The organism is Vibrio diabolicus (assembly GCF_011801455.1).
Classification (GTDB): domain Bacteria; phylum Pseudomonadota; class Gammaproteobacteria; order Enterobacterales; family Vibrionaceae; genus Vibrio; species Vibrio diabolicus.
Window position 1 is genome coordinate 1,404,151 of the sequence record NZ_CP042451.1, and the last position, 26,869, is coordinate 1,431,019.

A 26,869-nucleotide genomic window follows, 5' to 3' on the forward strand; every position below is an offset into this window, starting at 1 on the left:
CTCATCTTCTTAGTTCTATTCGGCAGTTCGTTTTTCCATGTCGGCAACTCAGCATTGTCGGCTTGAATTCTTGAATCTCTCTAGCCGTAAAACATGCCAATGTTCGTGGGTTGCCTCATTGGTTTTCAGTGTCGGTTAGTGGTGATTTTAACTGGCTCAAAGTGTGGAAAGGGCAAGTTAATCGAGGCTTTCGTTCTCGCTTTAAGTTTGCAGCTTTACGTTTCGCTTCCTCAAAAGCAACTTGAACGCTGAGAGTCTGTATTTCGTGGTTGTAGAAATTTCTGCTGAAACATAGTGGCTTTTATGGTTCTTGAATCACAAAAAGTCAGTGGGTGTTTGGTTGCTTATTTTGTTTCGGGTAATCTGCTTTCAAAACAACTTAAACACTGGTGGGAAACTTCGCCTAACAAGGCGTTTAAGGCGGATTCACAACGCGTGGCGATTGCAGTTCAAGTTGAATCTAGTGTTTAAGGTACAATGGTTTAGGTTTGGTGGTTTGCGTTGTTCACCACTTAACGCGGCGTTATAAAACAAAGAGTTCGTAATGATTATTGATAAAATAAATATAAAAGGTGGCGGACAAGTCACTGTTGGAAAGTTTACTGTATTAATTGGTCCAAATAATGTAGGGAAATCCCAAACATTAAAGGACATTCACTCCATTTTTATCAAAGAGAAAGGCTTTGAAACAACCTTACTTGACTCAATCGAATTTGATAGCAAACCTGAATTTGGTTTCTTCCTGAAAGGACTTGATGTTAAACCTGACGAATATAATGTTGGCATGGAAAATGTGTCGGGAATTACATCTAAGCTAAGCGATAATGAGTCAGTTGCTTTTCAAAGAGGATATTTGCAATCTCAATATGAAGCAAATGGAATTGAAGCATTGTTTGGAAACATCGCAAAATTTAGAGTTTCATACTTAGATGCTGAATCTAGACTAAATGTTGCTAAAACAGCCCCTTCTGCCAATTTACATAAAGTCACAGCACAAAACCTACTTCAAGCATTGTATGGAGCTGACATCAGTGTTGAAAATGCCTTAAGGGAGGCATTTAATCTAGTTTTTGGGAAAGATATCAAGCTAGATTATAGTGGGCTAACTGAACTAACTTTTCGAGTTGCTGACAAATTCGAAAATGTACCACAAGACCCTAAATATGCAGCTAATTACTTCAAAGATTACCCAATACTTGATGAACAAGGTGATGGTTATAGAAGTTTTGTTGGTGTTGTATTAAGTCTTCTTCTATCCCACGATCGAGTTGTGTTACTTGATGAGCCAGAAGCGTTTCTCCATCCAGCTCAAGCAAGGCAATTGGGTTTTTGGGTTGCTAAGCATATGGCACAAGTTCCTGGACAGGTAATCATATCAACACATAATTCCAATTTTATTTCGGGTATATTATCTGCAAGTTACCCTGTTGATCTGTATAGATTAAATCGGACCTCAGATACGACCACTTTTAACATGATTCCAAAGGAATCTACGGAACAGCTCGCAAAGTCACCTATTTTGTCGAGCCAGCGGGTTTTAGATTCGTTATTTCATCGTGGAGTTGTCGTGTGTGAGGCAGACTCAGATAGAGTTTTTTATAGTACTGTTGCAGCTAATGATTTATCAACCCAAGAAGTGCTTTTTATTCATGCCCATAATAAACAAACAGTGCACCTCGTCATACAATTATTAAAATTAGCCAACATTCCATGTTGTGGTATTTTAGATATAGATGTTCTCAATAGTAAAGATGACCTCAATAATCTATTGGATAGTTTAGGTCAAGAAAATTTGTCCTTAACTCAAATCTCAGTATTAGATTCCCTTGCTAAAGAAGTTGCATCTGGCGATGAACTGGCAGCTGTTAAAGCAATCACTGGTCAAATTGAAGAGTTTTTGTATCAATTGAACAATGGGGAGCATACATTTTCAGGCGCCAGAGGTGCGATAAACCGAATTAGAAAAGATGCCAGCAAATGGGCAACAGTTAAATCCTCAGGTACAAGAGTCTTGTCGCCGGAGCTTAAAAATGAAGTCGAAGAGCTTATACAACAATTATCGCTTAATGGACTGTTTGTTGTACCTGTGGGCGAGCTAGAGGGGTGGATAGATCTTGGAGATGTCAGAAAGAATAAATGGATAGTACCTGCGCTAGAGTCACTACATAAAGAAGGGGCACCTGCTAATTTGAAACAGTTTGTGCAGAAAGTCATTAACCACGTAAATGTTTTATAACAAAGCATTTAAGAGTGATTCCCAACGCTTGGCATTTTCAGTTCAAGGTTGGGTTTCGTGTTTACGATGTAAAGGTTTAGGTTAGGTGGCAGCGTTGCTCACACCTTAATGCGGCGTTATAGCGCATAAACAAACAGATACAATGTGTCTGAAAAACAATATGAGAAAATAAAAATGAAAAAAATTATAGTGTTGTCTTTAGCTTCTCTTACACTAGTTGGTTGTGGGTCTCCCAGATATATGGGCACCCCTGTTCCTGAGACTAATATTAAGTCGGAAATAGTTGTTGTTAAAGATAATGAAACTCGCTCTGGGTTCCAAAATACAATTGAGTCTTGGCTACAAGAACATAACTATTCTTATGTTGTCGTACCTGATAATTCTAAGCACGACCTGAACAAATTGACTCTTGAATATGAAGGTCACTGGGGGTGGGATCTGGCGTTATATTTGAAAAACGCGGAGATAACAGCTTATCAAGGCGGGCAAAGAGTTGGGGAAGTGAAATTTAAAGTTCCTTATACCGCTAATCCTAATAAATTTGGTGATGCAAGTAAGAGAATTGGTTTTATGATGGACACGCTTTTTGGCCAAATGACACCAGAACAAGCAACTCAAGCAGCAAACGCGTCTTCATCAACTACGCCAAACTAGCGCTATAACAAACTGTTTAAGAGTGATTCGCAACGCGTGGCATTTTTACTATGCGTTGCGTTTAGTGATTAAGGTTGTATGCGGCGACTTCGGTATTGCGTTGCTCACACCTTAACAGGGCGTTATATGCCAGATGAAAAAAGCTTAAATATTCGGGTCAAAAACCTCAGCTTTCATCGTGGATTTTGTCTTTGTGGCGTCAGGTTCGTCCGGCTTCCATCCTAATTATTCTTGGTTCGTGGCTCACATTCGACCTGTCGTGTGTTGGTGGTTTTTTTCTTTGTTGCTGATTTTTCAGGGTCAGTCCAGGCTGTGTTTTTCGTTGGGATTCAGCTCTGTGAGTTTGCCTTTTTAAAAGCTGGTTTACTCGCTAAAAGGGCGCTTTCTCTGGTGTGGTGAGTTCACGTGGCTTCAGTGAGTTTGTGGAAAGATCTCATTGTGAAATTGTCTTTTCAAAAGCGCTTTTTAGTGTTGCCAGTCCGTTTTCTGCGGCGCGGTTTGTTCCAAGTTGTTTCAGTGACAAGTCGTTGTATGTCTAAGCCTGACTTGAGTGCATCAAAGCACATAAAGATCATGGTTTCAAAGTAGGGCTTGCCTTAAAATCTCAGGCTTGAACGTTCGCATATAACAAAGCGTTTAAGAGGGATTTGGCACGCGTGGCATTTTTAATATGCGTTGGGTTCAGTGTTTATGGCGCTGTGCGGTAGCTTTTGTATTGCGTGCCGGCACCCCTTAACGCGGCGTTATAGCGCAGTGACATCTATTCAATGCCACTGTACTAAGGGTTATTTAGAAATTATTTTCAGGTTTAACCCAGGTGACTCATAGCTGTAGGTTATCGTGTATTGGGGGAAAACTTCCTTTGCAAATAACATTGCTTTATCAATAGCTTCTATGGGGTGATGTAGCAAAACTGTTTTTTCTCGTGAGCCAGTTTCATCGATAAAGTCTTTTGCACTGATAATTGCACGAGCTACATATTGGAAGACCTCATACTCCTCGTGGCTATCTATCATTCGGTTTGTAACTTCTGATGGTGATTCGAACCCTGAAACATTAGTTTCTAAGCGGTTGAAAACATCAACAGTAAGTCTTAATACTTTACTCATAATAATTCCTTGAAACGTAGTATTGATTAGCTGTAACAATGTTACAGTCGGCATTTTGTTACGTCAAGTGGAAAGTTTGAGTTGCGCTATAACAAAGCGTTTAAGACGGATTCCCAACGCTTGGCATTTTTGGTTTGATTCAGCTTTTGTGTTTACGGCACAATGGTTTAGGTCGGGTGGTAGCGTTGCTCACCACTTAACGCGGCGTTAGTTGCCAACGAGGAAAACGCAGCTAAAGCAGAATGTTTAGAGTTAAAATTAGTGTGTTTTTGGTGGCGTTTCGTACTTCAATTTTGAGTCGTTCGGGTTCGTGAAAATCGTTCTCAGTTTTCTTTTGAGGTTGGACTTTCTGTTTCAGAAGCCAATTCACTTGTTGAAAGTCAGCTTTGTAATATTGTCTTTTCAAATGAGCTTTTTGGTGTTGTTAGGCTGTATTCAACGGCGCTGTTTTTTCCAAGTGGTTTCAGTGACAAGCGCTTTGAAACTGCGCATGATTTGAGTGCTCCAAAACACGTGAAGCTAGTGTTGGCAAAGCGGCAATTAACTTCAAATCAAAGCTTTAGGTTTGGCAACTAACAAAGCATTTAAGAGGGATTCACAACGCTTGGCAGTTTTGGTTTGAATCGGCTTTAGTGTTTACGGCACAATGGTTTAGTTTGGGTGGAATGCGTTGTTCACCCCTTAATGCGGCGTTATGCGTAATCGATGGAGTATCAGATGAAAGTAGTAGAAGCTGAAAAATCGGATTTAGATTCATTCTTTGCGTATCTTGAAAATCAGCTGTATGAAAATGGTAATGGCGAAGTTCCTCTTTTCCAACCAATTTCCAGAGAGGAAAGTGAAATTCCAGAAACAACAAAAGATAAGTTTATCCAAGGTTTTTCACATCAGTTCGGCGATTTAGGTTGGAGAAAGCTCTGGGTTGTAAAAGACACTTCTGGAAGTATCAAAGGACACATTGATCTTCGCTACCATGGCGATGAAAGCCGTTCTCACAGAGTTTTACTTGGCATGGGCGTAGATGCCACTTGTCGCAAGCAAGGCCTTGGTCAAAGGCTGATTGATACAGTCATAAACTTCTGCGAAGAAAAAGCAGAAATTGATTGGCTCGATCTTTGTGTATTATCGGAAAATATTCCGGCAAAGAACCTCTATCTTAAAACAGGTTTCAGTGTTGTCGGAGAGTTCAAAGATCAATATAGAATCGATGGTCTATCAGTTTCAGAGACAGCAATGACAAAGTACGTCAAAAATCACGCATAACAAAGCATTTAAGAGTGACTCACAACGCTTGGCGATCTCAGTTTAAACTTGGCTTTAGTGTTTAAGGTGTAAGGGTTTAGTGTAGGTGCTTAGCGTTGTACGCACCTTAATGCGGCGTTATGTGTACAGGAAGTACTTCATGAAAATCAATGGCATCCAATACTATTGGATAGTGGCAAGTGGGTTGGTTCTTCACATAGTCCTAACTCTCGTGGCTGTTGTATTTAACGACCAAATAGATTCGCCCGACAACGTGACTTTTGCTATCTATTTCATTGTTTGTGCTCCAGCCGTGGTGTGTTATTACACAGTGGGTTTAGAAATGTGGTCAGTTTTCCGATTTAAGTTAATATTGGTAAGTTTCTTTTTGATTTTATTTGCCTTTATTGTTAACCCATATTTCTCGCTGCTATTGGCATTTACACCGCATATATATTGGTTTTGGCGTATCAATGGGGTCAAAGGAAAATACACATAACAAAGCATTCAAGAGGGATTCACAACGCTTGGCAGTTTTGGTTTGAGTTAGCTTTAGTGTTTACGGCACAATGGTTTAGGTCGGGTGGTTTGCGTTGTTCACCCCCTAATGCGGCGTTAAGTGCTTTCGAGTAATTGGTACATTGGAGGTGAAATGCAAGACGGTAAATTAATTTGGCATGTGGCCTGTGATGAATCAGGCGTAGATGGTCAGAAATATTATGGTTTTGGTTCACTTTGGATGAAGTACCAGAGGCGTGGAGACTTTGTTCGAATTATTCGAGAGCTAAGAGACAAACATAAATATGACAATGAAATAAAATGGCAAAAGGCTCACAAAAAGCACTACGCTGGTTTTTATGAAGATCTAATAGAAACATTCTTCAAGCATCAATGGTTAGCTTTTCATTGTATTGTTATACGAAAGGGCATGGTTGATAAAAAGTATCACGACGGTGACTATGACCTAGCAATGCGAAAGCATTTCACAAAATTAATTCAAACCAAAATTAGCGCAATTCACAAAGCCCACCCTCAACGACAATGTGAGTTTCGCATCGAAGTAGACCCTTTGCCTTCGCGCTATAAAAAAGCAGATGAAGCGTTTCACAAAATCGCTAATAGCATGCTTAAAAATCAATTTGGTGGTGAAGTACCAATTCGCTCGGTTGTAACTAAAGACTCTAAGGAATCAGAGCACATTCAAATTGCCGACTTTTTACTAGGGGCGGTAATGAGTGCATTCCAAGGTAAGGCTAGCTCTCCCGCCAAGCTGAAAGTTGCTGAGAATATTGCGAGTTATCTAGGTTGGGATACTTTATTGCATGATACCAAGCCACATGAACGTAAGTTTAATATTTGGTATTTTCATGACCCTACTAAAGGGCCTCGTGAAGTTGAAACAAAAGAAGTTAATCTAAAGTACCCGCTTCCAAAACGCACTTAACAAAGCGTTTAAGACGGATTCACAACGCTTGGCACTTTTAGTTTGATTCAGCATAAGTGTTTACGGCACAATGCTTTATGTTCAGTGATCGCGTTGTTCACCACTTAACGCGGCGTTAGGGCTCAAAGTTGGTCTAGGAAATTAGTATGAATGAAGAAATAAAAAATGAGCTACCAAAGCATATGAACTTTGATAGTTCGATAGATGCACTAGAAGCAAGGGGAAGAAGAGCAAGAAGAACAATGCTAATGATAGGGACAGCATTACTTTGTGTAGTTCAAATCCTTGTTGTGTTGATCTTTTATCAGTATCAAGATCGTGATGTATCGTTTGCCTTTTCTAGTAGATCGCTTAGTGCAACATTGGAAGCAAGAGGGGCTCAATTGGCAGATAGCCTTTTAAGTCTTGAGAAAAATATGGTGTCTAATGAAATTGCGGAAACGAAGCTAAAAGAGACAATAACTTTAATTAATGATTTAAAGTCTAGCGAAAGTTCTTCTCAAACTCCGTCATCTGGTTTTGCTTCCTCACTTTCCACCATAGCATTTAGTTTCGGGGCTGTAGGTTTTGTCATACTATTAATTCAAATTGCAGTACAATTTATGCGTTATTATGCAAGACTTGCTGAGTTATATCATGCGCAGGCTGATGCCTTAAGAGCATCTGGCGGTGACCCAATAGTAGCTTTCAAATTTATCGAACATTTTTCTCCATCATCCATAGACATTGGCAAAGCTCCAACAAGTGTTTATGAAAAAGCTTTAGATACAATATCAACAGTTGCTAAAAAATAGAGCCCTAACAAGCAATTTAAGAGGGATTCACAACGCTTGGCATTTTTGCTTTTACTTCAATTTTAGTGTTTATAGCACAACGCTTTAGATTTGGGTGGAGGCGTTGCTCACCCCTTAATTGGGCGTTATGAGGCATATGGATATTCAACTAGTACAAATAGAAAGTGATGAGTTTGAAAGTCTATTTTCTGTTGTGAAACAGGGACTTTATTCGCATGTTGATGCCATCTTTGGTTGGTGTGATAAGTTTCAGGTCGATCGTTTAAAACGTGACTATGAGCCGCATTGGTTTCACTGGGTTTATCTCAATAACGCGCAAGTTGGAATGCTATGCTTCAAGCCTTACGACAATGCACTTCATGTACATTTACTCATCGTGTTTCCAGAGTTTCAAAATCAGAAACTAGGTGAAAGGGTCATGAACGAGGTTCATGAAATCGCGCGTGAACAAGGGCGCAGTTACGTAACCTTATCAAGCTTTACTAGAAATGAGCGTGCGGTAAGGTTTTACAAATCTCTTGGCTATAAGGTAACTGAAAGAGACGAAAACTTCCTTTCTTTGTCGCTTCAAGTTGCCTCATAACAAAGCGTTCAAGACGGATTCACAACGCTCAGCATTTTTGGTTTGCTTCGGCTTAAGTGTTTACGGCACAATGCTTTAGGTGCGGTGGCATGCGTTGCTCACCACTTAACGCGGCGTTAGTTGCCATGAGGAAAAACGCAGTCAAATTGCAAAATCTAACGGTAAAAGCTCAAAGTTAGATGAGTTTTTTTGCCCAAATCCAGTGTTGAGTATTTCAGCTAAGATCCAAATTTGGCATTGTTGCACCGCAGATTTGTTCTTTGGTGTTGCAGGTTTTAGGTTAGACGGACGGCCATTATTTGCTGAAACACTGCTCGGTGAGTTTGCCGTCTCAAAAGCTAATCTACTTGCTGAAAGGTCGCTTTCTCTGGTGTGGTGAGTTCACGTGGTTTCAGCGACTTTGTTGAAAGTCCGCACTGTGAGATTGTCTTTCTAAAAGATCTTTTTGGTGTTGTTAGTCCGTTTTCTGCGGCGTTGGATGTTCCAAGTGGTTTCAGTGGCTAGCCGCTTTGAGACTGCGCCTGACTTAACAAGATTAAAGTACGTAGTTTTTTGTTCGCAAAGGCTAAACTGTCGTAAAATCAGTAAATTGGGTTTGGCAACTAACAAACAATTTAAGAGTGATTCAGCACGCTCGGCATTTTTGGTTTGGGTATCGTTCAGTGTTTACGGTGGTCAAATTAAGTGTCGTGGTCGCGTGCTTCACACCTTAATTGGGCGTTATGGCGCTTTGCAGATCTGCGGAAAATAATCAGAAAGGAATTCGGAAAAAATGATACGTAATTTTTACACTTGCGATAAAGAAGTGGATGAAAACAGCCATGATGGAGAAGGCTCTATAGACATCTATCGTGCGTTCAGGCGTAAAGATTTCGATGGTGCATGGGATTTCGCTATTCGTGTCGTTATGCCACCGGGAAGCTCTATGGGCGAGCATACTCATGGAGACGATGAAGAAATGTATATCATTTTGAAAGGTGAAGGTACCATGACCATTGAAGGCAAGGAAAGAAAAGTGACTTCAGGAGATATGATAGTTAATAAACGCTTTGGCACACATGGTTTGGCTAACACATCGAACAATGAAATTGAGCTATTAATAATTCAAGCAAGTCTAAAGTAAATCGCCATAACAAAGCGTTCAAGAGGGACTTGGCACGCGTGGCATTTTCGGTTTGCGGTTGGTTTAGTGGTTAAGGTGTTATGCTGTCACTTTTGTAGTGCGTGCCCGCGCCCCTTAACGCGGCGTTAACTTACATGGAGGTACATCAAAATTGAAAACTAAATTAGGTAGCTGTATTACAGTTATTTTTGATCTGGAATTTTATGTTCCTGAAAAGTCGCGAAAGGAAGTAGGTTTTTGTTATAACCCATGGGATAAAGCATCCCGAATTCTAGGTGGTGGTTTTTTAAGTATAAACGGCTTTACTGTCGACAAAACCCACGACGATGCTATTCCAAAAAAAATTAAAAGCTATTGGCTGTGGGAGCACGAAAATAATGAGCGTGTGCTCCTTGAGCGAATACTTGATGTTTTAGTTAAAGCCTCAGAAAAAGTCAGCAAAGCACACAATGGTACGAGGTCAGCTGTTTTGTGCGGTATCGGTATTTCATCTTCAGACGTGCCGATCTTGTTCGAGTTATTCAAAAGGTACAAGTTACTATCAAATCAGCAAGCCTTTGAATTACAGAATAAATTTCGAGTAATGGATTTGTCTCAGATAGCAACTCCTTTGTTTAACCTAAATACAGGCTATATGTATCCTGCACCTAAAAACGGGTTAATGAATAAGTTTGTAAAAGGACTAAAATTTGAGTCTGGTTGTGGGGTTTGGGATATGTATGAAGACAATAATTACTTCCTCATTGAGAGCAGAGTAAAAAGTGAAATCTCGGCAACGTACTTGTGTTACAAGAGTATTATCGAAGAATCTCGCAGGCTTAAGTCAAAAGAGGTCGAACTAAAAAAGCTGACGAAACTGTTTGAGAATGTAAGTTAACAAACAATTTAAGAGTGATTCCCCACGCTTGGCATTTTTGGTTTTGGTCAAGTTTAGTGTTTACGGTGTTCAATTTTAGTGTCGTGGTCGCGTGGCTCACACCTTAATTGGGCGTTAACTAACTCCTTCGATCCAGTTAATAAATTAAAGAGAAATGTTTATATGACATCAAAAGAACACTTTAAACCAATACCATGTCATGCAGACTACCTAAAGAGACTTTCTAACCCCTATGGGATGAAATGTAACCGACTGCTCGATGACTTTGATTTTTACTATAAAAGTGGGAAAGTCGATTTATATGATGTGAGCCTTGCAGGTCTTTCTCTAACAAGTTGTCTATACCACAAGGTTGGTGACATAGAATCCAGTCTTAGAGCGATGGATATGCATCAGTACTTTGATATTAAATTAGTACAGTCACAGCTATTGAGTGATGGAGAGACGATTTCGGTTGTGCTCCCCAAAGCGGAGGTGACTCTAGTAGCAAAGAAAGATGAATACAATGGTCTTGAAGGTGCGCTATATCTAACCTACTTAAGTTGGCTATCTTTATTCTGTGAGCAGGTGTGTGACATCGAGTACCTTTCCAACCTAGCCGATCACCCAAACACTGAGTGGTATAATGTTCGGTCTCGTACCTTCTTTGAGCTCCAAATGGTCATGCTCGGAATAAAATCTGGTGACGTTAAGTCGTTAATTCTGAAGTTTATTGATGTAAGTACTCCTGAGTATCTTGAGGGTTTAGCCTTTGAACATGCTAACCTTGTCGATTTGCCAACGATTAATGTGATGACAAAAGTTCTAAATAAATCAGTTTGTGGTGAAGCGGAATATCAACAAGCGATGTATGAAGCGGTCAAAGGGCACCACAAGTATTGGAGTCAAAAAAAATTAAAGGAAGAGCTAACTGGTTATTTTTCTATGCCGTTACTGGCACTTGCAAAACTTGCTTACCAGAAATACGGTTTTCACTTGGGGTTTGAAACGGATTATGTTCCAGAAGCCTTCTATACCCGTAATATGCCCGAGCCGAGCTATAGCTTTTTAGATATTTACAAATCGTAGTTAGTTAACAAACTGTTTAAGAGTGATTCGCAACGCGTGGCATTTTTACAATGCGTTGCGTTTAGTGTTTAAGATGGTATGCGGGAGCCTCGGCATTGCGTTGCTCACACCTTAACAGGGCGTTAGTTGCCAACGAGGAAAACGTAGCTAAAGCCAGAATGTTTAATGCTACTGTCCACGAGTTTTCCCTGGCTTTGTATTTCAGTTTTAAGCTTTTGTGTTTGTTATAATCACGCTTCGGTTATTTTTGTGGTTTGGGTTAATTGTTTCAGAAAGCGATTTATTTGTTGAAAGTTAGCTCTGTGACATTGTCTGTTCAAAGGAGCTTGTTGGTGTTGTTAGCCCGTTTTCTACGGCGCTGCATGTCCCAAGTGGTTTCAGTGACAGGTGCTTTGAATCTGCGCCTGATATTAGTTTTTCAAAGCACGTAAAAACAGTGTCGGCAAAGCGGTAATAAACTCCAAATCCTAGCCTTGGGCTTGGCAACTAACAAAGCATTCAAGAGGGATTCACAACGCTTGGCAGTTTTGGTTTGAATTAGCTTTAATGTTTACGGCACAATGGTTTAGGTTGGGTGGTTTGCGTTGTTCACCCCTTAATGCGGCGTTAGTACGGGTTTGACATCAAAGGTCATAAGTTTTGGTGTTTATCTGTTTTGGCGCTTGTCTTTACACCTTTCAGTTTGTGCCTTTCACGTTCTTTCCGGTGGCACTATATGCGGAGTGTTTGCTTTGATTTCACCGTTTACGGTCTCTAACTCTTAGCCTATTTCTTTGGCGCTTCTTCGTTTTCGTTGTACTTCCTGAGTTAATCTTGTCGTTCGTTGGGTGTTGCCATCAAAGTGCGAGGATCGAATCCTTTTCTAATTTGAAGCCAGTAAAAGTAGGGGAGTTAAGTGCGTTTTTCTTCTAGCCAACTTTCGTCTTTCAACTGGAATTAAGTTTTGTAGCTGCCCGTCTCACTTCAGTGTTCAAAGCCTTTCATATCATGCTAGTTTTCAATATCTTGGAGCGCATAAATAGAAGTAGCGCATGTACTAACAAATTGCTTAAGAGTGATTCGTAACGCGTGGCATTTTTACTTTGCGGTGGCTTATGTGATTAAGGCGCTGTGCGGTAGCTTTTGTATTGCGTTACTCACACCTTAGCAAGGCGTTAGCATTCCTTGCAAAATATAGGATTCGAGGATGGATAAAAAGTATCAAGTGTTCGTCAGTTCTACTTATAAAGATCTCATTGATGAACGAAAAGAAGTCATTCAAGCTTTACTGGAGTTGGAATGTATACCAATTGGAATGGAGTTATTTCCAGCTGCAGATGAAGAACAATGGGAGTTTATAAAGTCTGTAATTGATGAATGTGATTATTATGTGCTGATTTTAGGTGGGCGCTACGGTTCATGTGCTTCTAATGGTATTGGATATACAGAAATGGAGTACCGGTATGCTCTAGAAACAAATAAGCCAATAATATCTTTCTTACACTCTAACCCCGGCTCTATTCCTGCTGACAAGATAGATACTTCTCCAGAACTCGTCGCGAAGCTCAGTCAGTTCAAAGAACTAGCGCAGAAAAAACTATGTAGATACTGGAGTTCTCCTGCGGAGTTGGCTGGCGTTTTAGGAAGGAGTATCGTTCAACTCAAAAAGCGTTCTCCTTCGGTGGGTTGGGTAAGAGCTGACAACGTTCCAGATGATGGAACAGCTCAAGAGATACTCCGTTTGAAGAAGCAAATTGAAAACTTAGAGAAACAATTGTCCCAGACTAAAGATGAGACTGGTATCAACACTAGAGAATTGGCACAAGGAGATGACATCTTTAAAATTCTCGTACGTGCAACTGCTAAAAAAGAACATAACCCTTTTGATAGGCTTGAGCATGACTACGACACAGAGATTACTTGGAATAAGCTGTTCTTTGAGCTAGCCCCACTTTTGATTGATGAAGTATCTGAAACTCAACTAAAAACCCGTATAAATCAGTTTTTGGCTAGGGATAATTCAGATCAAATTTGGGAGTTTGAAGGTTTTGAATCTTACGATACATATAGTTGTAATATTTCAAGAAGTGATTTCGAAACAATTATCGTGCAACTAAGAGCGCTAGGGTTAATACAGAAAGGTATTAAGAATAGAAGTGTTAAAGACCAACAGACTTACTGGTGCCTTACAGAAAAGGGTGACCAAACAATGGTTGGCTTAAGGGCTCTTAGAAAAGAATGCTAACAAACTGTTTAAGAGTGATTCGCAACGCGTGGCATTTTCACTATGCGTTGCGTTTAGTGTTTAAGGTGGTGTGCGGGAGCTTAGGTATTGCGTTGCTCACACCTTAACAGGGCGTTATGCGCTTGCAGAAATGGAGATTTTCAATCATGGAAGATTTAGCGAATTCATTGAAAAGTGTTGGCCTAAAAGTCAAAATAAAAAATGGAAAAATTGCAGTTAGACTCGACGGACTTTCAAATCCAGTTTCGATAGTAAAAGATATCTGTGCCGATGAGTACAAAGTGAAAACGAATGATTCGATTCTCTCGATAGTCGCTTGTTTTTTATTATTTATCGGTTTGTCAGGTGTGCATGATAATAGTGGTAGCAATCTGATAAATTTTGCGCTTATCTCGGTTTCAATGTTGTCGTTTTTTACAGTGTTACTTACGGAGCTTAAACTCACTAGGTTACGCGCTACGGTAACTGCGTTCAATCGTGGAGAACGCGCATAACAAAGCATTTAAGAGTGATTCGCAACGCTTGGCAGTTTCGCTTCGCTCAAGTGTAGCCAAGTGTCGCTCACACCTTAATGCGGCGTTATGTGTTTCCGAAAAATTGAGGTTTCGATGATAGATTTGGATGTAGTCGCGAAGATTGCGGGCGTACTCGGTTTTATTATTAGTGTTCTTACGTTTTGTTTAACAAGGTATGAGCGCAGAGCCAATTGTGTTGTCGAAATCGTCGTTGGTGACTTATCTAGCTATTCGGAAGAATTTTCTCCTGACGAAGAGTTATTAGAGGAAACTCTAAAAATTCGAGTTACGAATATCGGAGGACAACCAGTAATATTAAAACCAGAGTCGTTTTACTTTTCTGCTTTAGGTAAGCGTGTTTCTAAGTTTCAAAATAGGATCGACTGGTTTGGTATTGGAAAGCTTTCGTCACCTCTCAATCCCGGCACTTCGTGTGATGTTGGCACTATTACGGACTCTGTTCTTGAAGAGCTCGGCTTTAAAAGCTTAGATCAGTATTGTAATCAGACAGATTTTGCTAAAACAGATGTGCCCATCGAGGCAGGTGTTTCAGACTTAAAAGGTCGCACCTATAAAAGTAAAGATTTCTCATATTTTTACTATGTAAACTCATTGGAAAGAAACACATAACAAAGCGTTTAAGACGGATTCACAACGCTTGGCATTTTTAGTTTTAATCGGCTTTTGTGTCTACGGTACAATAATTTAGGTTGGGTGGTCGCGTTGTTCACCACTTAACGCGGCGTTAGGCATCAGTGGCAATTATTTAGAAACTAATATTATGAAAGATATATTTAAACCAGTCTTAGATGACAATGAAGAAATACTCTGGGTGGGAAAGCCTTATTTTATAGCATACATGCTAAATGCTTCTTTTGTGTTCTTTTGCGGAACACTGCTATTTTTATTTTTAGGCAGGTCATCCTCGGAACTTTTTTCTACAGATCCTGTGCAGCTTTTATCTGAAGGGTGTGTAATGTGGTTTGGTTTAGCGCTAATACTATACAAGTTGCTAGTATATCCAAACACGTTTTATGCGTATTCCAACAAGCGGCTTCTCTTTCGTAGTGGCTTTATGGGTATTGATTATAAAGTAATTGATTACGATAAGATCACAAATGTTGAAGTTAATATTAATCCAATTGAGAGTTTGTTTAACGTTGGAACGATCAAGGTTTTTTGTGGTGAAGTCGGTGGTAAAGGTCAAAAGATTACTAATGATATGATAGCGATTCCTTACCCAAATGATACGTTCAGAAATATCAAACAAGTTTCTATTGATGTGAAGTCTGACTTACTCTATCCAAACTCACTTCGCCCTGAAGATAACCCCGGTTACGAGACTAAATATAAAAAGTGATTGATTTTGTTGAGTAATGCCTAACAAACTGTTTAAGAGTGATTCGCAACGCGTGGCATTTTCACTATGCGTTGGTTTTAGTGGTTAAGGTGGTATGCGGAAGCATCGGTATTGCGTTGCTCACACCTTAACAGGGCGTTATAACGATAGGTTAATTATGAAGAATAAAAATTCGTTAGTTGTTGGGCTAACCCCAGAAAACTATAGGGTTAGCGATGTAAGAATGACGAAGCCTACTTTCCATTTTTCTAAAGATAAAAGTGGGTCAATGCTTCTTCAGGATATTGATACTGTAAAGTTGAATCGTTCGAGACAAATTAGTTACTTTGTGCCTAATAACATCGGTATGCTGATGAGCGTTAGTTCTAAGTCATCACGTCGGGCAAAAACAATATTTAATCATAAGTTCAAGAGCAGTGATTATGAGCTAGATATTACAAAACTGACTGGAGATAAAAAAGAAGCCATCAGTAGTATATCAACAGATGTATATGACTACATTGAGGAAGTGCAGTCAGCTATTGCCTTTGCTTATACTGCTCTTGAAGCCTTTGCTAATCTTAGTATTCCAGAAAATTATATTTATCAAGCCAAAAAGAACTCTAAAGGCATAATCGAATCTTATGACAAAGTTGCGATTGAGCGTTGGCTCAGTCTAAAAGTTAAGATAAAAAGCATCTTGCCTCAAATATATGAAACCAGTTCTGTTGAAAAGCAAAAATGGTGGGGGCAGTTTATGAAACTGGAAGAGTTTCGTAATGAGATTATTCATCAAAAGTCGATTGATGCAACTGAGTTTTACAAGTCCTATTTCAAAGACTCAGTTTTCAACATCATAGAATGCGTTGAGCCAGTAATATCATTTTTTTACTTAGCACACCAAAAAAACGGCAAAACCAATGAAGTATGGCCTTGGTTATCGGAGTGTATGGATATTCCAGCAATAGATTTCCAACAAGAGCGTTACGAGGTAATAGGAAATGCGCACCAAGGCATGAAAAAATCGTTATAACAAAGCATTTAAGAGTGATTCCCAACGCATGGCATTTTTCATTCCATCGTTGGGCTCAGTGTTTACGGTGGCTTGGTTGAGTTTCGTGGTAGCGTTGCTCACACCTTAATGCGGCGTTATACGCTTAATGAAAATGATACAAAAAGGACGTTATGAAGTTATCTGAATTACAAAGTCATATAAAAGAATTCGATTATGCGCCAGAGCAATCTGAACACTACTTTTTAAAACTAATCGAAGAAGTTGGCGAATTATCGGAATCTATTCGTAAAGCTAAAAGTGGGCAACCAACGCTAGATGAATTAAAAGGTTCAATCGCAGAAGAGTTATATGACGTCTTGTATTATGTTTGTGCTTTAGCCAATATTCACGGTGTAAACCTTGAGAAAACGCATGAACTAAAAGAAGTTCTGAATAAGGTAAAGTACAACCGATAGGACGCGTATAACAAATTGTTCAAGAGGGATTCAGCACGCGTGGCATTTTTACTATCCGTTGGTTTAAGTGATTAAGGTGGTATGCGGTAGCATCGGTGTTGCGTGCTTCACCCCTTAACAAGGCGTTATAAGGTTAAATAAAGTAATGAGTAACTATCACGTATTAATCAAAGAAAAAGACAGTGATTCATGGATTTGCTTGTTCAAAGATCTCTCTGAGCCTGAACTGTTTGCCAAGTTTGTTTTACCTTATAAAAAGGGTGTCAGATTATTGGTGTCTGGCTCTGTTATTGAAACGCGTTCGTTGAAAAGCATTCGAGTTATATCTACCCGGTTCTCTCATAAAGCAGAACTACAGAAACTTCAGGAGCGTAGTCGTAAAGAAATTGACGACTTTAACACTGGAAGTCCGATTGTTCTCATCAGTCCCGGATATGGATATCAAGATAGCGAAATTAAAGATTGTGGTGATGATGTTACTGACCAGTTTTTAACATCAGCAGCGGGTGAAGTTCAAGAAACGTCATCGGTTAAAAAGCTAGTTGGTAGCTCTATGTTTAGTCAAACGGTAGTTGCAGTTATCGGCACGGTAGTAGGCGGGCTAATCCTAGCGCTATTAACCTTATAACAAACTGTTTAAGAGTGATTCGCAACGCGTGGCATTTTTACTATGCGTTGGTTTTAGTGTTTAAGGTGATATGCGGGAGCTTCGGTATTGCGTTGCTCACACCTTAACAGGGCGTTAACCCAATTTAGGTAACTATGAAGTACTTTAGTGATTCAGAAAGAGGCGCTTTGCCTCAAACAAAAAATGAAATTCCGCACAATGTGTGGCTTGGACTGACCGCTTATATTCAAGGTCTAATTGACACTGGGTGTTTTGGTGAGAGGTTTCCTGAGCTTTGCCCTGATGGTCAAGGTTGTTATGGAACTAATGAAAAAATGTTTTCATCAGCACTTCAAGCGGAAATTCTAGAGATTGAATATCCTTTTGTAACAGAGCAAGAAGAAAACCCAGATAGTTGGGTTTCTAAAAAAGTACCATTCACACCTAGCTATCTAGATGTACTTGATCTTATTCAGTTCTGTTATATCAATGTCAGTAAGTCAGTGCTGGGTCAATATCATCAGTTTTACGGTCATCATCATATTGCTTCATTTGACATTCAAACTGCACAAGATGAATTCTTAAAAAAGATAAATACCATTTTTACCCGAAACGGTTTGGCTTATGAGTTGCTTGGGGATGGTCAAATTGTCAGAGTTGTGAGCAGCTCACTTACTTCAGTTATTCAGAGGACTCAAAAAACGTCAGAGCAAGCACTGAATGATCTACTTGAGCATGCAAATACAAAAATTTGCAACCCTGATGTGCGGGTTAGATATGAAGCTTTGAAAGAGCTCTGGGATGCGTTTGAACGTATAAAAACGGTCTCTAATCCAGAGAATAAAAAGCAATCAATGACTATTTTGCTAGACAGTTGCTCGTCTGATACAGAGTTTCGGGCTGAACTTGAGGAAGAAGCTAGAAAACTAACAAGCATAGGAAATACGTTCTTCATCCGTCACTCAGAAATGAGTCAGGTAAAGCTTTCTGACAGTGACCATATTGAGTATTTATTTCATAGGCTTGCAAGTTTTATGTCACTGCTAACGAAAAAATTGGGTTAACAAACTGTTCAAGAGGGATTCGCAACGCGTGGCATTTTTACTATGCGTCGGTTTAAGTGATTAAGGTGGTATGCGGTAACTTCGGTATTGCGCTGCTCACCCCTTAACAGGGCGTTATGCGATTGAGAATTTATGAACGAAGAAATTGAAACGACACTTAGAGAAAACCCAGAAGTAGCAGATCAGGTCATTGCCTCTCTTAGACAATTTATCGCCCATGATCGATATTTGTTAGAAGTTAATGCGAATGAACGTTCTCTTACTCATCGAATTGGTATGTACTTGCAAGCACAATTCGTGCGTTATGATGTTGATTGTGAGTTTAATCGAGATGGACATGACCCAAAGGAATTGTATATTGGTACAGAAGACACCACTGTATTCGATGATAATGCAATGACAGTTTATCCGGATATTATCGTTCACCGTAGGGGCAGTAATAATGATAATTTACTGGTAATTGAGTTTAAAAAATCGTCATCAAGTGTTGGTAGTGGCAAAGATATGCTCAAACTTCGTGCTTATAAAACGGATCTCCATTATAGGTATGCACTATTCGTTGAGTTAGGTACGACCAGAATGAGAGCTGAACCTGAAGTTACTCAGGTTAGGTGGGTCTAATCGCATAACAAACTGTTTAAGAGTGATTCGCAACGCGTGGCATTTTTACTATGCGTTGGTTTAAGTGATTAAGGTGGTCTGCGGGAGCTTCGGTATTGCGTTGCTCACACCTTAACAGGGCGTTAAATGTAAATGGAGATAATTTAGTAAATGTCGAAATCCCCCTATTTAAAAAATCACAACCGGTTAGGTAATGTTATTTCAGCTATCCAAGTTATGGGTAAGTATGGGTTCTATAAGCTTGATTATGCTGGCTGGGCGATGAGAATTACAGGTGATGAAAATAATGCAGATTATTGGAAAACGATATTTGAAGAGCACCCAGAGTTTTTTCGTGTTGACGGAGAAGGTAAAAAGGTTTCTTTAGCTTGGAGGCGAAGCTATCGAAAACGATATAATGTTGATGAACAAAGAGATTTGAGTTTTCAAGAATTTAATGCGCTGAATGATGAAGAGAAAAAGAGAATCTCACGAACGCCGCTCAGTGGAGAAGAAATAACCGTTCTTATTCAGACTGCCATTGAACTTCATTCTAGAGCTATTGAACAAAATAAGGAATATAGATGGCTATCTAATCCATTATTGAGCATTCTAGGTGGTGTTCTTGCTGCTTTTATTGGATGGTTGGCCAAAGGTTGATTTACATTTAACAAACAATTTAAGAGTGATTCAGCACGCTTGGCATTTTCGGTTTGGATTGAGTTTAGTGTTTACGGTGGTCTAGTTAAGTGTCGTGGTCGCGTGCTTCACACCTTAATTGGGCGTTAGGTATTCAGGATGAAATCAAATATTACAGTGAAATTTGCATGTTTAGATTGCAGGAAAGTGTTTAAAAAGCACAAGTACGATCAATCAAAAACTGGTGAATGGACAGAGGTTAAATACGAAGTCGTTTGTCCCCAGTGTAACGGTAAAACCTTCGAAACAGGTTCTGCGTTTAAAGCGCCTAAGATAAGTGATATAAAAGCTTGGGAAAAACTACGGCCATTATTTGAAAGTGGTTATAAGTTTAATCCAAATTTTGGTAATCCATTTACACAAGCTGGAGCGGTCGCGAACCACAAGCCAGTAGCAGTATCAAAGAAACCTGCGAGAAAGCGGGCTAAGAATACCTAACAAAGCGTTTAAGACAGATTCCCAACGCATGGCATTTTTCATTCCATCGTTGGGCTTTGTGTTTAAGGTGGTATGGTTAAGTTTAGTGGTGGCGTTGCTCACTACTTAACGCGGCGTTATACATTTAGGGAGTACATCTATGATCATCACTTCAAATAATCAAGATGGTATTGAGTTACATGACTTTGGAGTCGGTTATTTAAAAGGTGTCTTGGAGTCGCTAGATAGCTCTCTGATGTCCATTAACAAAGAAATTGAAAGTTCGAGTGTGTGGGAAGTAGAAAGTTATTGTGATCATGGGGAATACTTAATTGGAGTTGGCTTCTGCGTCATGCAAAGGTATCTATTCGATGTTCTTCAAGATATACAAATAGATCCTGGTTTAGCCAGAGACTTAGGTCCTAGAACCAGCAATGGCGTAGCGGTAGGAAGGTTAATCCATTCTGCTGCAAATTACTGGAAACACGCTCCTGAATGGCATATTTGGCTTCAAGAGTTAAAACCAAAATCACAGAAGACGATTGATGAAGTATTGCATTCCAGAGATTCTGCTGATTACCCTCTGTCTGACCTGCTATCAGATTTAAATGGTAGTTCAGAACTTACTCTTACAGGTTGTTTGCCGCATTTAATTCATTGGCGAAAAGCGGTATTTGAACACATCAAAAAAAATGTATAACAAACAATTTAAGAGTGATTCAGCACGCGTGGCATTTTTACTATGCGTTAGCTTTAGTGATTAAGGCGGTATGCGGTAGCATCGGTATTGCGTGCCTCACACCTTAATTGGGCGTTATATGCGCTCGATAAAATTGAATATGGATGGTCATGGATAATATCGAAAAAGAGCTTTATCAAGCAGCAGTAGAACTAGTAAGTGCGCGATATCCTTCGGGGTGGGGCGGTGCTGCGGCTGTTAGAACTGAGTCAGGAAAAATATTAACAAGTATTGCCCCTGATACTAAAAATGATGCTCTTTCATTGTGTATGGAAGTGGGAGCTTATTTAGAGGCTCATAAACTCAATGAGCGAGTGACCCACTCATTATGCCTATGTCGTGAAAGCGAGAACGATGAGTTTCTAATCTTGTCACCATGCGGAGTTTGCCAAGAGCGCCTCGTTCACTGGGGTGGGGACGTCAAAGCAGCTATTACGACTCCAGATAATGCATTGGTTTTCAAAACTATACGTGAATTAATGCCTCATCATTGGTCACTTGTAAACAGTAAAGCGCTATAACAAAGCGTTTAAGGCGGATTCACAACGCTTGGCGATTTCAGTTTAAGTTGAATTTTGTGTTTAAGGTACAATGGCTTAGGTTTGGTGGTTAGCGTTGTTCACCACTTAACGCGGCGTTATGGCTCACAAGGTAAGCAATCTCAGAAATGAAGGTTGTTAGCATCAAATTTACGGTATCATGTACAATTGACTAAACTGTAGTTACTTATGCTTATACCAACTAATACACCTTCTTCCTCAAATATATCTTGCTCAAACTGCAAAGCTTGCTGCTGCCGTCTTGAAGTTATGATTATCTCTGATACTGGCGTGCCTGAAGAGTTCATCGCACGTGACCAGTATGGCGGTGAAACAATGATGCGATTAAATGATGGTTGGTGTGCGGCCTTAGATAGAGACACTCTAATGTGCACAATTTATGAAAATCGCCCTTGGATATGCCGCGAATTCGAAATGGGTTCTAATGAGTGCTTAGATGAACGTGTAAAGTTCATCTAAAACAGTCGGTTAATTTTGCAGGTCATTCGTGAGTTGTTAGCCATAACAAAGCGTTTAAGAGGGATTCTCAACGCTTGGCATTTTTAGTTTGATTCAGCTTTATTGTTTACGGCACAATGATATAGGCTAGGTGGTGGCGTTGTTCACTCCTTAACGCGGCGTTAGGCGACGGGCAGAAAAGTTCTGTGTTCTCATCTTCTTAGTTCTCTTTGAGCATTCGTTTTTCTAAGTCGGCAATTAAGCGTTGTCGGCTCAAATTCTTGAATGCCTCCAATCGTAAAACATGTCAAAGTTCGTGGTTTGCCTCATTCATTTTTGGTGCTGGTTGGTGGCGAGTTTTACTGGCTCAAAGTGTGGCAAAGGCAAGTTAATCGAGGCTCTGGCTTTTGCTGTCATTTCGTAGCTTTAGGTTTTTCAGGTTTAAAAGCAACTTTGTCGCTGAAAGGTCGTATTTCGTGGTTGTTAAAAGTGAGGTTGTAACATAGTGACTTTTGTGGTTCTTGAATCGCAAAAAGTCTGTGTGCATTTGGTTGGTAATAGGGTTTCAGGTAACCTGCTTTCAAAACCACTTAAATACTGGTGAGAAACTTCGCCTAACAAGGCGTTTAAGGCGGATTCACAACGCTTGGCGGTTTCAGTTCCAGTCAGGTTTAGTGTTTAAGGTACAATGGATTAGGTTTCGTGGTTGGCGTTGTTCACCACTTAACGCGGCGTTATTTTGCTTATTTTAATTATGGAGGATAAGGGTAAGTGATATTCCCACAAGCTTTAAAAGTTGGTGATAAAATTGGCTTTTTCTCACCCTCATCACCAGCAACGGCTTTTGCGCCAAATCGCTTCAGGCGAGCAAAATCTTGTCTGGAGTCTCAAGGCTTTGAGCTAGTGGAGGGTCATCTTACTGGCTGTTCTGACTCATATCGCTCAGGCTCAATTCTAGAACGTGCAGAAGAGTTTAACCGATTAATCCGTGACCCTAATGTACGGTGTATCATGTCTACAATTGGTGGTAGCAATAGTAATTCTCTATTGCCCTACATCGACTATGAAGCACTCAGAAACGATCCTAAGATTATCATTGGTTACTCTGATGTAACAGCTTTGCTACTGGGTATCTATGCTCAAACAGGGCTTATTACTTTTTATGGTCCTGCACTGGTTGCATCATTTGGTGAGTTTCCTCCCTTAGTTGAAGAAACACTTAAGTCCTTTCTGGAAATCTTATGCTCGGAGTCTGACTCATACCAGTACACAATGCCTTCGTCGTGGACAGATGTTAAGCACGACTGGGAAACTCAAGACTCTCCAAAAACTAGTTACGTAAATGAATGGCAATTTTTAGGTAATGGCCAAGTTAGTGGTCGTATAATTGGTGGCAATCTGAATACCATGGCAGGCATATGGGGTAGCCAATATATGCCTAAGATAGAGCCAGGCGATATCCTCCTGCTTGAAGACTCTCTCAAAGGTATAGAAACAGTCGAGCGCTCTTTTGCCCATTTAATGGCTTGCGGTGTGTTTGAAAAGGTTGGTGCAATTGTATTAGGCAAGCATGAACTGTTTAATGACAAAGGGACGGGGCGCACGCCGGTTGACGTTTTGTTGGAAGTGTTAAATGGTAAAAACGTTCCTATACTTTACGGTTTCGATAGTTGTCATACGCATCCAATGCTGGTTACACCTCTGGGTGTTCATGCTTCAATTGATTTTGACAGCCACACCATTGGGCTTGAAAGCCAGTGGGTAACAGCAAAATAACAAAGCATTTAAGAGTGATTCGCAACGCTTGGCGTTTTCGCTTCGCTCAAAGTATAGCCAAGCATTGCTCACACCTTAATGCGGCGTTAAGGCTCAGTATTGAGATCGGTAGCAAAGCGATCGGTATCATATCTGGTAAAATGTGCTTTCGGTTCCAAAAGGAAGAAAGCGATGCCTAAGATATTTGTAAAAGAGTTTTCCGCGATTGCTACTGAAAGCGGAACAAAAAAGTTAAACTTAATAAAAAAGCAAAAGAATCAAAAGCCATACCATCCTAGTGCTGACTACTATAAAAAGTTTCGTGATAAAATTGTTAGTATCTTGAAGCATAAAGGTCAGCTAATTGAGCTTAAGCAATTAGCTGAAAAAATGCCAAATGATAAGAAAGGTAATTATTCCTCGTTAGCAAAAAGCTTCGTTACATGGGCTAAAGGAAAAAACATCAGTTGGTACGAGCCTGTAAGAGAAAGCTATTTATCAAGTAAAACCGAAATTGTATGTAATCCCGAGTTAAATCTAAATATTGATGGTGTGGATTACGTGATCAAATTGTATTTCAGTGTAAATGACAGGATGACTCAGGATCGAGCAAACTATATTTGCTTTACTATGTTATCCGCATTTGATGATAACAGTTACAACTATGCTGTTTTAGACGTACAAACAAAGAAAATGTATCGCTTTACAGGTAACCCAGACACCTTTGCAATTTCTGTAGAGTCCGAGATCGCATCTATAGAACGGGCGTGGATACAGTTATAATCAGAGCCTTAACAAAGCATTTAAGAGTGATTCCCAACGCTTGGCATTTTTCATCCCATCGTTGGGTTTCGCGTTTACAGTGGTATGGTTAAGTTTCGTGGTAGCGTTGCTCACACCTTAATGCGGCGTTAAGGTGATTCAATTTAATGGAGAGGTTCAATGTTTTTGAAAGATTTCAAAGAACAGTGGTCAGAAAGTAGATTTGTAGCCAATTTAAGCGAAGGTAAAGCCACAGCTCTTTATTTCCAAATGATGCTAGATCCAATGTTTATCTGTTCCTTAATCGGGTTTTTAATGTTGGGTTCGAATGAACGGTGGTTCGGAATATTTCAGGTTACAGTTGGAGAGTTTTTTCAATTCAATGGAACAAAACTTTCGCTTTATACTATTTTCTTTGTCGGATCAATTTGCGCGATATTCCATAAATTTTCCTATGTCCAAAAGTACGCAGGTAAAGTTCTTCGTTCAATTAACCAAGTCATATTTGGGGCATGCTCTATTATTAGTGGTGTATTTGTAGGGTTAGCTATCCCTGCTTTCTTATCTTCCTTAAACTTTTCCTACCTTAATGCGAGTGCAGTTGTTGTTGTTTTGTTCGGTTTTATTGCGTTATTTTCATTCTATTCAGTGCGGATACCGAAGATCTTTTCTGAACATAATTTTCACAAAAACGCATCGATATTTATAATTATTTCAGGGTTAATTCTCTTAACATATTGCATATATGGTGTATTTTGGGGAGAAACTTGGATATTACCTACATAAGTTGACTAACCATCACCTTAACAAACTGTTTAAGAGTGATTCGCAACGCGTGGCATTTTCACTATGCGTTGCGTTTGGTTTTTAAGGTGGTATGCGGCGGCATCGGTATTGCGTTGCTCACACCTTAACAGGGCGTTATACGATTAAGGAGAGAAATGAAGCCTGATTTACACGGAAGTATAATTGTTTTGAGGTCAATTCAAACGAATGATTCTGATGATTTGTTTGAAATTTATGGTGATATTCAAACAATGGAATTTGCCTCTGACCCAGTTTTCACATCGAAAGATATGATAGTTCAGATGCTAGAAAGCGTCGTCCGGCTGGAGAAATCAGGTGAATCGTTGGAATGGGCGATTATGGTTCAAGCGACAAACAAAGTTATTGGAACCTGCGGCTTACATAGTTTTAGTGATAACGGTGATTCCTGCGAGGTCGGATGCTTACTAAATTCATCGTACTGGCGACAAGGGTATATGTCGGAAGCTCTTAGTTTATTATTTTATCATGCTAAATCTTTGGGCATTGAAAGATTGTATGCAGATATTGATGAGGGTAACTTTCGGTCTCAAGCTTTGTTTAATAAGCTAGGTTTCAAAGCTAAAAACGGTCAGTTTCAGCGCTTGCTGTGAGGCATCGTATAACAAACTGTTCAAGAGGGATTCACAACGCGTGGCATTTTTACTATGCGTTGAATTTCGTGGTTAAGGTGGTATGCGGCGGCTTTGGTATTGCGTTGCTCACCCCTTAACAGGGCGTTATGTAAATAGAAGGAAATCGAAATGAACATGTATATTGGTCCAGAAGACTTAAAGATCTTATTCAATGATGTAGTAAAACGTTGCTCAAGAGAACTGAATATTCAAGATGTTGATTGGAAATCTTCTGGAGAGTTATTAACTGAGATAAGTAATATCAATAAAAATGTTTTTGATAAAATTCAGGATTTTTTCAGTCATTATCAGCATTGGTACGATGTTCACGTAGAGATCGCTAAGACAGGAAATCAGGGTAAATTAATCCCAGAACAGAATCACGAACTTGTGAATGCGATAAATAACAGAGATTTATATCGTAAAAATTTATTGGATGCTTTAAGTGAATTGTGAAAATTTACATAACAATCTGTTTAAGAGTGATTCGCAACGCTTGGCATTTCTGCTATGCGTTGCGTTTTGTGTTTAAGGTGGTATGCGGTATCTTCGGTATGGCGTTGCTCACACCTTAACAGGGCGTTAGGGCGCAAGGAGTAAAATGATGATTCATCACATAGATCATATTGTTCTCACAGTCTCCGACATAGAAAAATCAGTGGACTTTTATAAACGGGTTTTGTGCATGGAAGAAGTAACTTTTGCCAATGGCCGTAAGGCAGTAACGTTCGGAAATCAAAAGATTAACTTTCAGCTTCTTGGTCAAGAACCACGAAATGTAGCTAATGTTGGTTCAGGTGATGTTTGCTTAGTTTCAGATTGGCCGTTGACATCAGTGGTAAATCATTTAGTCAAAGAAAATGTCAAAATCATTGAGGGTCCAGTCGAAAAATCAGGAGCTGTTGGTGCAATCCAATCGGTCTATTTTTTGGATCTTGATAAAAACTTAATAGAAGTCAGCGTGTATCAATAGGCTCTGCGCCCTAACAAACTGTTCAAGAGGGATTCGCAACGCGTGGCATTTTCACTATGCGTTGTTTTTAGTGTTTAAGGTGGTGTGCGGAAGCATCGGTATTGCGCTGCTCACCCCTTAACAGGGCGTTAGGAATAT

Annotated in this window: 30 protein-coding genes; 29 read left to right on the forward strand and 1 reads right to left on the reverse strand. The window is 39.7% G+C overall.

The features are described from left to right. The first annotated feature begins 544 nt into the window (after nucleotides 1-544). Complete coding sequence (locus tag FR741_RS06805) at nucleotides 545-2,236, forward strand: ATP-dependent nuclease (protein ID WP_167426486.1); 1,692 nt, start codon at nucleotides 545-547, stop codon at nucleotides 2,234-2,236. A gap of 174 nt (nucleotides 2,237-2,410) precedes the next feature. Further along, nucleotides 2,411-2,890: an Sbal_3080 family lipoprotein gene (locus FR741_RS06810; RefSeq protein WP_017449622.1), complete on the forward strand. Its 480-nt coding sequence runs from the start codon at nucleotides 2,411-2,413 to the stop codon at nucleotides 2,888-2,890. Nucleotides 2,891-3,675: 785 nt separating this feature from the next. On the opposite strand, the gene FR741_RS06820 is transcribed toward FR741_RS06810, so the two are convergent. Next, a complete protein-coding gene (locus FR741_RS06820) occupies nucleotides 3,676-3,999 on the reverse strand; it encodes a hypothetical protein (protein ID WP_167426487.1) in 324 nt (107 codons plus the stop codon). A gap of 717 nt (nucleotides 4,000-4,716) precedes the next feature. On the opposite strand from FR741_RS06820, the gene FR741_RS06825 reads away from it, so the two are divergent. From FR741_RS06825 to FR741_RS07010, 27 genes are all read left to right on the forward strand, one after another. Beyond that, complete coding sequence (locus FR741_RS06825) at nucleotides 4,717-5,262, forward strand: GNAT family N-acetyltransferase (RefSeq protein WP_012841675.1); 546 nt, start codon at nucleotides 4,717-4,719, stop codon at nucleotides 5,260-5,262. A 631-nt stretch (nucleotides 5,263-5,893) separates the two neighbouring features. Continuing rightward, the gene (locus tag FR741_RS06830) at nucleotides 5,894-6,685 is read left to right on the forward strand and encodes a DUF3800 domain-containing protein (protein ID WP_167426488.1); all 792 of its coding nucleotides are present in this window, start codon (nucleotides 5,894-5,896) and stop codon (nucleotides 6,683-6,685) included. A 146-nt stretch (nucleotides 6,686-6,831) separates the two neighbouring features. Next, entirely contained in the window at nucleotides 6,832-7,479 is a 648-nt protein-coding gene (locus tag FR741_RS06835) for a hypothetical protein (protein WP_167426489.1), read from the forward strand. A 127-nt stretch (nucleotides 7,480-7,606) separates the two neighbouring features. Beyond that, nucleotides 7,607-8,062, forward strand: coding sequence for a GNAT family N-acetyltransferase (locus FR741_RS06840; RefSeq protein ID WP_167426490.1), 456 nt, complete (start codon nucleotides 7,607-7,609; stop codon nucleotides 8,060-8,062). A gap of 772 nt (nucleotides 8,063-8,834) precedes the next feature. Continuing rightward, entirely contained in the window at nucleotides 8,835-9,185 is a 351-nt protein-coding gene (locus tag FR741_RS06845) for a cupin domain-containing protein (protein WP_167426491.1), read from the forward strand. A gap of 151 nt (nucleotides 9,186-9,336) precedes the next feature. Continuing rightward, entirely contained in the window at nucleotides 9,337-10,062 is a 726-nt protein-coding gene (locus tag FR741_RS06855) for a hypothetical protein (protein WP_167426492.1), read from the forward strand. 162 nt (nucleotides 10,063-10,224) lie between these two features. After that, the gene (locus FR741_RS06860) at nucleotides 10,225-11,130 is read left to right on the forward strand and encodes an Imm49 family immunity protein (RefSeq protein ID WP_167426493.1); all 906 of its coding nucleotides are present in this window, start codon (nucleotides 10,225-10,227) and stop codon (nucleotides 11,128-11,130) included. 1,186 nt (nucleotides 11,131-12,316) lie between these two features. Then, a complete protein-coding gene (locus FR741_RS06875) occupies nucleotides 12,317-13,354 on the forward strand; it encodes a DUF4062 domain-containing protein (protein ID WP_029852097.1) in 1,038 nt (345 codons plus the stop codon). A 146-nt stretch (nucleotides 13,355-13,500) separates the two neighbouring features. Continuing rightward, nucleotides 13,501-13,848 carry a hypothetical protein gene (locus FR741_RS06885; RefSeq protein WP_025527348.1) on the forward strand — a complete coding sequence of 116 codons (348 nt, stop codon included), beginning with the start codon at nucleotides 13,501-13,503 and terminating at the stop codon, nucleotides 13,846-13,848. 114 nt (nucleotides 13,849-13,962) lie between these two features. Beyond that, nucleotides 13,963-14,499, forward strand: a complete 537-nt coding sequence (locus tag FR741_RS06890; RefSeq protein ID WP_025558159.1) for a hypothetical protein — start codon at nucleotides 13,963-13,965, stop codon at nucleotides 14,497-14,499. Nucleotides 14,500-14,650: 151 nt separating this feature from the next. Next, nucleotides 14,651-15,229, forward strand: coding sequence for a PH domain-containing protein (locus tag FR741_RS06895; RefSeq protein WP_021454262.1), 579 nt, complete (start codon nucleotides 14,651-14,653; stop codon nucleotides 15,227-15,229). Nucleotides 15,230-15,386: 157 nt separating this feature from the next. After that, nucleotides 15,387-16,241: a hypothetical protein gene (locus FR741_RS06905; RefSeq protein ID WP_167426496.1), complete on the forward strand. Its 855-nt coding sequence runs from the start codon at nucleotides 15,387-15,389 to the stop codon at nucleotides 16,239-16,241. Nucleotides 16,242-16,393: 152 nt separating this feature from the next. After that, a complete protein-coding gene (locus tag FR741_RS06910) occupies nucleotides 16,394-16,678 on the forward strand; it encodes a MazG nucleotide pyrophosphohydrolase domain-containing protein (RefSeq protein WP_031830313.1) in 285 nt (94 codons plus the stop codon). A gap of 145 nt (nucleotides 16,679-16,823) precedes the next feature. Continuing rightward, nucleotides 16,824-17,306: a hypothetical protein gene (locus tag FR741_RS06915; RefSeq protein WP_089202935.1), complete on the forward strand. Its 483-nt coding sequence runs from the start codon at nucleotides 16,824-16,826 to the stop codon at nucleotides 17,304-17,306. A gap of 134 nt (nucleotides 17,307-17,440) precedes the next feature. Further along, nucleotides 17,441-18,349: an AbiJ-NTD4 domain-containing protein gene (locus tag FR741_RS06925; RefSeq protein WP_167426497.1), complete on the forward strand. Its 909-nt coding sequence runs from the start codon at nucleotides 17,441-17,443 to the stop codon at nucleotides 18,347-18,349. 132 nt (nucleotides 18,350-18,481) lie between these two features. Next, nucleotides 18,482-18,970 (forward strand): hypothetical protein, encoded by a 489-nt coding sequence (locus FR741_RS06930; RefSeq protein ID WP_167426498.1) that lies wholly within the window; start codon nucleotides 18,482-18,484, stop codon nucleotides 18,968-18,970. A gap of 150 nt (nucleotides 18,971-19,120) precedes the next feature. Beyond that, nucleotides 19,121-19,609: a hypothetical protein gene (locus FR741_RS06935; protein WP_020840814.1), complete on the forward strand. Its 489-nt coding sequence runs from the start codon at nucleotides 19,121-19,123 to the stop codon at nucleotides 19,607-19,609. 138 nt (nucleotides 19,610-19,747) lie between these two features. Next, nucleotides 19,748-20,086: a hypothetical protein gene (locus tag FR741_RS06945; RefSeq protein ID WP_021448749.1), complete on the forward strand. Its 339-nt coding sequence runs from the start codon at nucleotides 19,748-19,750 to the stop codon at nucleotides 20,084-20,086. Between the two features lie 139 nt (nucleotides 20,087-20,225). After that, entirely contained in the window at nucleotides 20,226-20,765 is a 540-nt protein-coding gene (locus tag FR741_RS06950; RefSeq protein WP_167426499.1) for a hypothetical protein, read from the forward strand. 149 nt (nucleotides 20,766-20,914) lie between these two features. Next, nucleotides 20,915-21,325: a cytidine deaminase gene (locus FR741_RS06960; RefSeq protein WP_167426500.1), complete on the forward strand. Its 411-nt coding sequence runs from the start codon at nucleotides 20,915-20,917 to the stop codon at nucleotides 21,323-21,325. 207 nt (nucleotides 21,326-21,532) lie between these two features. Next, a complete protein-coding gene (locus FR741_RS06965) occupies nucleotides 21,533-21,823 on the forward strand; it encodes a YkgJ family cysteine cluster protein (protein ID WP_079879636.1) in 291 nt (96 codons plus the stop codon). 750 nt (nucleotides 21,824-22,573) lie between these two features. Further along, nucleotides 22,574-23,578 (forward strand): S66 family peptidase, encoded by a 1,005-nt coding sequence (locus tag FR741_RS06970; protein WP_104973951.1) that lies wholly within the window; start codon nucleotides 22,574-22,576, stop codon nucleotides 23,576-23,578. Nucleotides 23,579-23,749: 171 nt separating this feature from the next. After that, nucleotides 23,750-24,340 (forward strand): hypothetical protein, encoded by a 591-nt coding sequence (locus FR741_RS06975; protein ID WP_167426501.1) that lies wholly within the window; start codon nucleotides 23,750-23,752, stop codon nucleotides 24,338-24,340. A gap of 159 nt (nucleotides 24,341-24,499) precedes the next feature. Then, complete coding sequence (locus FR741_RS06980; RefSeq protein ID WP_167426502.1) at nucleotides 24,500-25,105, forward strand: hypothetical protein; 606 nt, start codon at nucleotides 24,500-24,502, stop codon at nucleotides 25,103-25,105. Nucleotides 25,106-25,260: 155 nt separating this feature from the next. Further along, entirely contained in the window at nucleotides 25,261-25,737 is a 477-nt protein-coding gene (locus tag FR741_RS06990) for a GNAT family N-acetyltransferase (protein WP_025613395.1), read from the forward strand. A 150-nt stretch (nucleotides 25,738-25,887) separates the two neighbouring features. Next, entirely contained in the window at nucleotides 25,888-26,214 is a 327-nt protein-coding gene (locus FR741_RS07000; RefSeq protein ID WP_140272641.1) for a hypothetical protein, read from the forward strand. Nucleotides 26,215-26,362: 148 nt separating this feature from the next. After that, entirely contained in the window at nucleotides 26,363-26,731 is a 369-nt protein-coding gene (locus FR741_RS07010) for a VOC family protein (protein ID WP_017449638.1), read from the forward strand. The last annotated feature ends 138 nt before the right edge of the window (nucleotides 26,732-26,869 follow it).

Bases quoted from the DNA above. Each gene is read 5' to 3' on its own strand.
- FR741_RS06975 (WP_167426501.1), top strand. From the start codon at position 23,750: ATGCCTAAGATATTTGTAAAAGAGTTTTCCGCGATTGCTACTGAAAGC.
- FR741_RS06805 (WP_167426486.1), top strand. From the start codon at position 545: ATGATTATTGATAAAATAAATATAAAAGGTGGCGGACAAGTCACTGTT.
- FR741_RS06980 (WP_167426502.1), top strand. From the start codon at position 24,500: ATGTTTTTGAAAGATTTCAAAGAACAGTGGTCAGAAAGTAGATTTGTA.
- FR741_RS06885 (WP_025527348.1), top strand. From the start codon at position 13,501: ATGGAAGATTTAGCGAATTCATTGAAAAGTGTTGGCCTAAAAGTCAAA.
- FR741_RS06945 (WP_021448749.1), top strand. From the start codon at position 19,748: ATGAAATCAAATATTACAGTGAAATTTGCATGTTTAGATTGCAGGAAA.
- FR741_RS06960 (WP_167426500.1), top strand. From the start codon at position 20,915: ATGGATAATATCGAAAAAGAGCTTTATCAAGCAGCAGTAGAACTAGTA.
- FR741_RS06935 (WP_020840814.1), top strand. From the start codon at position 19,121: ATGTCGAAATCCCCCTATTTAAAAAATCACAACCGGTTAGGTAATGTT.
- FR741_RS06830 (WP_167426488.1), top strand. From the start codon at position 5,894: ATGCAAGACGGTAAATTAATTTGGCATGTGGCCTGTGATGAATCAGGC.
- FR741_RS06890 (WP_025558159.1), top strand. From the start codon at position 13,963: ATGATAGATTTGGATGTAGTCGCGAAGATTGCGGGCGTACTCGGTTTT.
- FR741_RS06910 (WP_031830313.1), top strand. From the start codon at position 16,394: ATGAAGTTATCTGAATTACAAAGTCATATAAAAGAATTCGATTATGCG.
- FR741_RS06860 (WP_167426493.1), top strand. From the start codon at position 10,225: ATGACATCAAAAGAACACTTTAAACCAATACCATGTCATGCAGACTAC.
- FR741_RS06990 (WP_025613395.1), top strand. From the start codon at position 25,261: ATGAAGCCTGATTTACACGGAAGTATAATTGTTTTGAGGTCAATTCAA.
- FR741_RS06845 (WP_167426491.1), top strand. From the start codon at position 8,835: ATGATACGTAATTTTTACACTTGCGATAAAGAAGTGGATGAAAACAGC.
- FR741_RS06950 (WP_167426499.1), top strand. From the start codon at position 20,226: ATGATCATCACTTCAAATAATCAAGATGGTATTGAGTTACATGACTTT.
- FR741_RS06930 (WP_167426498.1), top strand. From the start codon at position 18,482: ATGAACGAAGAAATTGAAACGACACTTAGAGAAAACCCAGAAGTAGCA.
- FR741_RS06905 (WP_167426496.1), top strand. From the start codon at position 15,387: ATGAAGAATAAAAATTCGTTAGTTGTTGGGCTAACCCCAGAAAACTAT.
- FR741_RS06915 (WP_089202935.1), top strand. From the start codon at position 16,824: ATGAGTAACTATCACGTATTAATCAAAGAAAAAGACAGTGATTCATGG.
- FR741_RS06810 (WP_017449622.1), top strand. From the start codon at position 2,411: ATGAAAAAAATTATAGTGTTGTCTTTAGCTTCTCTTACACTAGTTGGT.
- FR741_RS06840 (WP_167426490.1), top strand. From the start codon at position 7,607: ATGAGGCATATGGATATTCAACTAGTACAAATAGAAAGTGATGAGTTT.
- FR741_RS06820 (WP_167426487.1), bottom strand. From the start codon at position 3,999: ATGAGTAAAGTATTAAGACTTACTGTTGATGTTTTCAACCGCTTAGAA.
- FR741_RS06965 (WP_079879636.1), top strand. From the start codon at position 21,533: ATGCTTATACCAACTAATACACCTTCTTCCTCAAATATATCTTGCTCA.
- FR741_RS06835 (WP_167426489.1), top strand. From the start codon at position 6,832: ATGAATGAAGAAATAAAAAATGAGCTACCAAAGCATATGAACTTTGAT.
- FR741_RS06895 (WP_021454262.1), top strand. From the start codon at position 14,651: ATGAAAGATATATTTAAACCAGTCTTAGATGACAATGAAGAAATACTC.
- FR741_RS06825 (WP_012841675.1), top strand. From the start codon at position 4,717: ATGAAAGTAGTAGAAGCTGAAAAATCGGATTTAGATTCATTCTTTGCG.
- FR741_RS06875 (WP_029852097.1), top strand. From the start codon at position 12,317: ATGGATAAAAAGTATCAAGTGTTCGTCAGTTCTACTTATAAAGATCTC.
- FR741_RS07010 (WP_017449638.1), top strand. From the start codon at position 26,363: ATGATTCATCACATAGATCATATTGTTCTCACAGTCTCCGACATAGAA.
- FR741_RS07000 (WP_140272641.1), top strand. From the start codon at position 25,888: ATGAACATGTATATTGGTCCAGAAGACTTAAAGATCTTATTCAATGAT.
- FR741_RS06925 (WP_167426497.1), top strand. From the start codon at position 17,441: ATGAAGTACTTTAGTGATTCAGAAAGAGGCGCTTTGCCTCAAACAAAA.